This window comes from Bifidobacterium sp. POST2/T3 (B1), assembly GCF_058197115.1.
The window spans coordinates 1-2,010 of the sequence record NZ_JBVPQK010000465.1; the positions used below are offsets into that span (position 1 = coordinate 1).

Below are 2,010 nucleotides of genomic sequence, written 5' to 3' on the forward strand. Positions count from 1 at the left end.
CATTGTCGGCAAGTTCAAGAGGCCTGCAGATCGTCTGCTGTTCTGGGTGGGTAAAATGAACGCATTGCAGCTCTTTGGTACGCAATGTGGGCTTGATCCGGCGCTGGTGAATAAGCCAGATGTTGAAAAGCCGCTCGGCCAGATGGCCTGGCGTACGCAGACCCTCCTGGCTGTATGCGGACATGTCGGTGCTCCGCTCGAATTCGTCGAGTATGGGGAACAGCCACTGGCAGTATGCGAAGAAGAGGTCCTTGCGCATAATAAACATATTGCAGAAGCAGGAATAATGTCCATGCAGATACTGCTTGACGTCATCGCTATAGTCAGGGTGCGACTTGATGACGATGGCGCAGGCCTTTTGCAAATCCTTCAGGTACAGGTCCGGTGCTGCCCTGTACAGAGCCAGCGGGCTGCCCCAATTGTCGATGGTTGTGCGAAGGTCCTTGATGCCGGTGGTGATAACGTCATAGCCTTTGACAGTTGCAGAGATAGTTGCGTCGTCCAGGCCATATCGTTCGATGGCGGCATCGTCGATATAGTCATCCATGATTTCCCCATAAGGGTTCTCCCTGTGGGTGTCCTTGGAGAAATCGAAGTATCGACGGTAATGGCAGAAGCCGTAATAGTCGGCATCGACGTTTTTCCATGCCCAGTACTGCGTGGTGAGTTCGCAGTATCTGGGGTTCTTCTCTGAGATGTTAGTGCCGTCATCATCGTGCAGGGTATTCTTCATCCTTGCCTTTTTAAGGCCAGGGCCTACCTGCACGGGTTGCAGAATCTCGGACTTGGGGATGTCGACTTTTTTATGCGTTGTTACGAAAATCCTGATGCGCTGTCGGTCATAGGCATCAAGCGTCTGTCGGGCCTTGAGATCGCTCAGGTGTTCATTGGCCTTGCTGCGCATGCTTTGATAGCGTTCAAGCTGCAGAGGGGGAGCAGAGTTCACAAATATCCCATCTGCTACGGCCTTCCAACCCCACAGCGGGTCTGAATCATCAATGGCGGATTGCTGATGAAGAAAGTCATATGCTCTATCTCGAATAAAGCGATAGATCTCCCTGCCGGTGATAGCGGGGCCGAAAATGTCGCTCATTTCTTGGGCGGCCTCTGCCTTATGCTCATCATCGATGCGCAGCAACCAGTCATTGGCCAGTATCTCTGTGCCCTTATGCTCGAAGCCCAGGGCGCATTTCTGCAATATGGCCGAGTGCTGGCTGTTGGCGAAGTCATACGCAGCTGCAAAGTTCGATTGGAATTCCCGGCAATATCGTGCGTACAGCTTGGGGGTAATCTGTGCGGTGCCGCTGATTCCACGGCCATAGTAATAGCGGTATCCCCTGCATTCCTTGATTGGCTGATAAGACCGCGCAAGCGCTGAGGTGACAAAACACTCGTACCCATCCTGGGAGCGGCCTAGGCGATTGTCGGTCATGGCGGCAAAGGCTTTCTTGAGCAGAGCCGTTTTATAGAGCCGCTGGGTGAACCGCCAGTCAACCTGTTGTCCGCGGTCTTCATCAAAAATATCGCGAACGATATCGAGGCCCTGGCTTGGCTTGGTGGGTTTGTTGTTAAAGTTCTCGAAATCTTGCCGTTCTTTGTCCAGAGTGCCGTTCGCTGCCGTCACAGTGATGCCAAAATGCATGATGTCAGCAGGGTGAAGGTCTATGGCTTCTGACAGCTCGCTTAGCATGGAAGGCGCCAGGGCATCGTCGCCATCCAGGAAGAAGGTATACTCACCCTTGGCTTCTTGTACACCAGTGCGTCTGGTCAAATGGGTGCCCATATTGCTGGGGTGCTCCACCAATCGGATTCTCTCGTCTTTGCCGGCTGCTTCCGCTGCAACGGCCGCCGTGTTGTCCGTGCTTGCGTCATTGATGACCAGAGCTTCGAAGTCCTTGTAATCTTGTGAGCTGATGCTGGCAAGGCATTCCGGAAGGTACCTGCCCACGTTGTAGGCGGGAATTACGACTGAGATCTTTGGCATATAGCTGGCATCTCCTTGTATAGCTA

The 2,010-nt window shown here is 53.2% G+C and carries 1 protein-coding gene; it reads right to left on the reverse strand.

The window, feature by feature from the left end; translation table 11 throughout:
- Positions 1-1,984 (reverse strand): DUF4422 domain-containing protein (locus AC0AP0_RS12810; protein ID WP_490430763.1); only part of this gene is annotated, 1,984 nt, incomplete at its 3' end.
- Between the last annotated feature and the right edge of the window lie 26 nt (positions 1,985-2,010).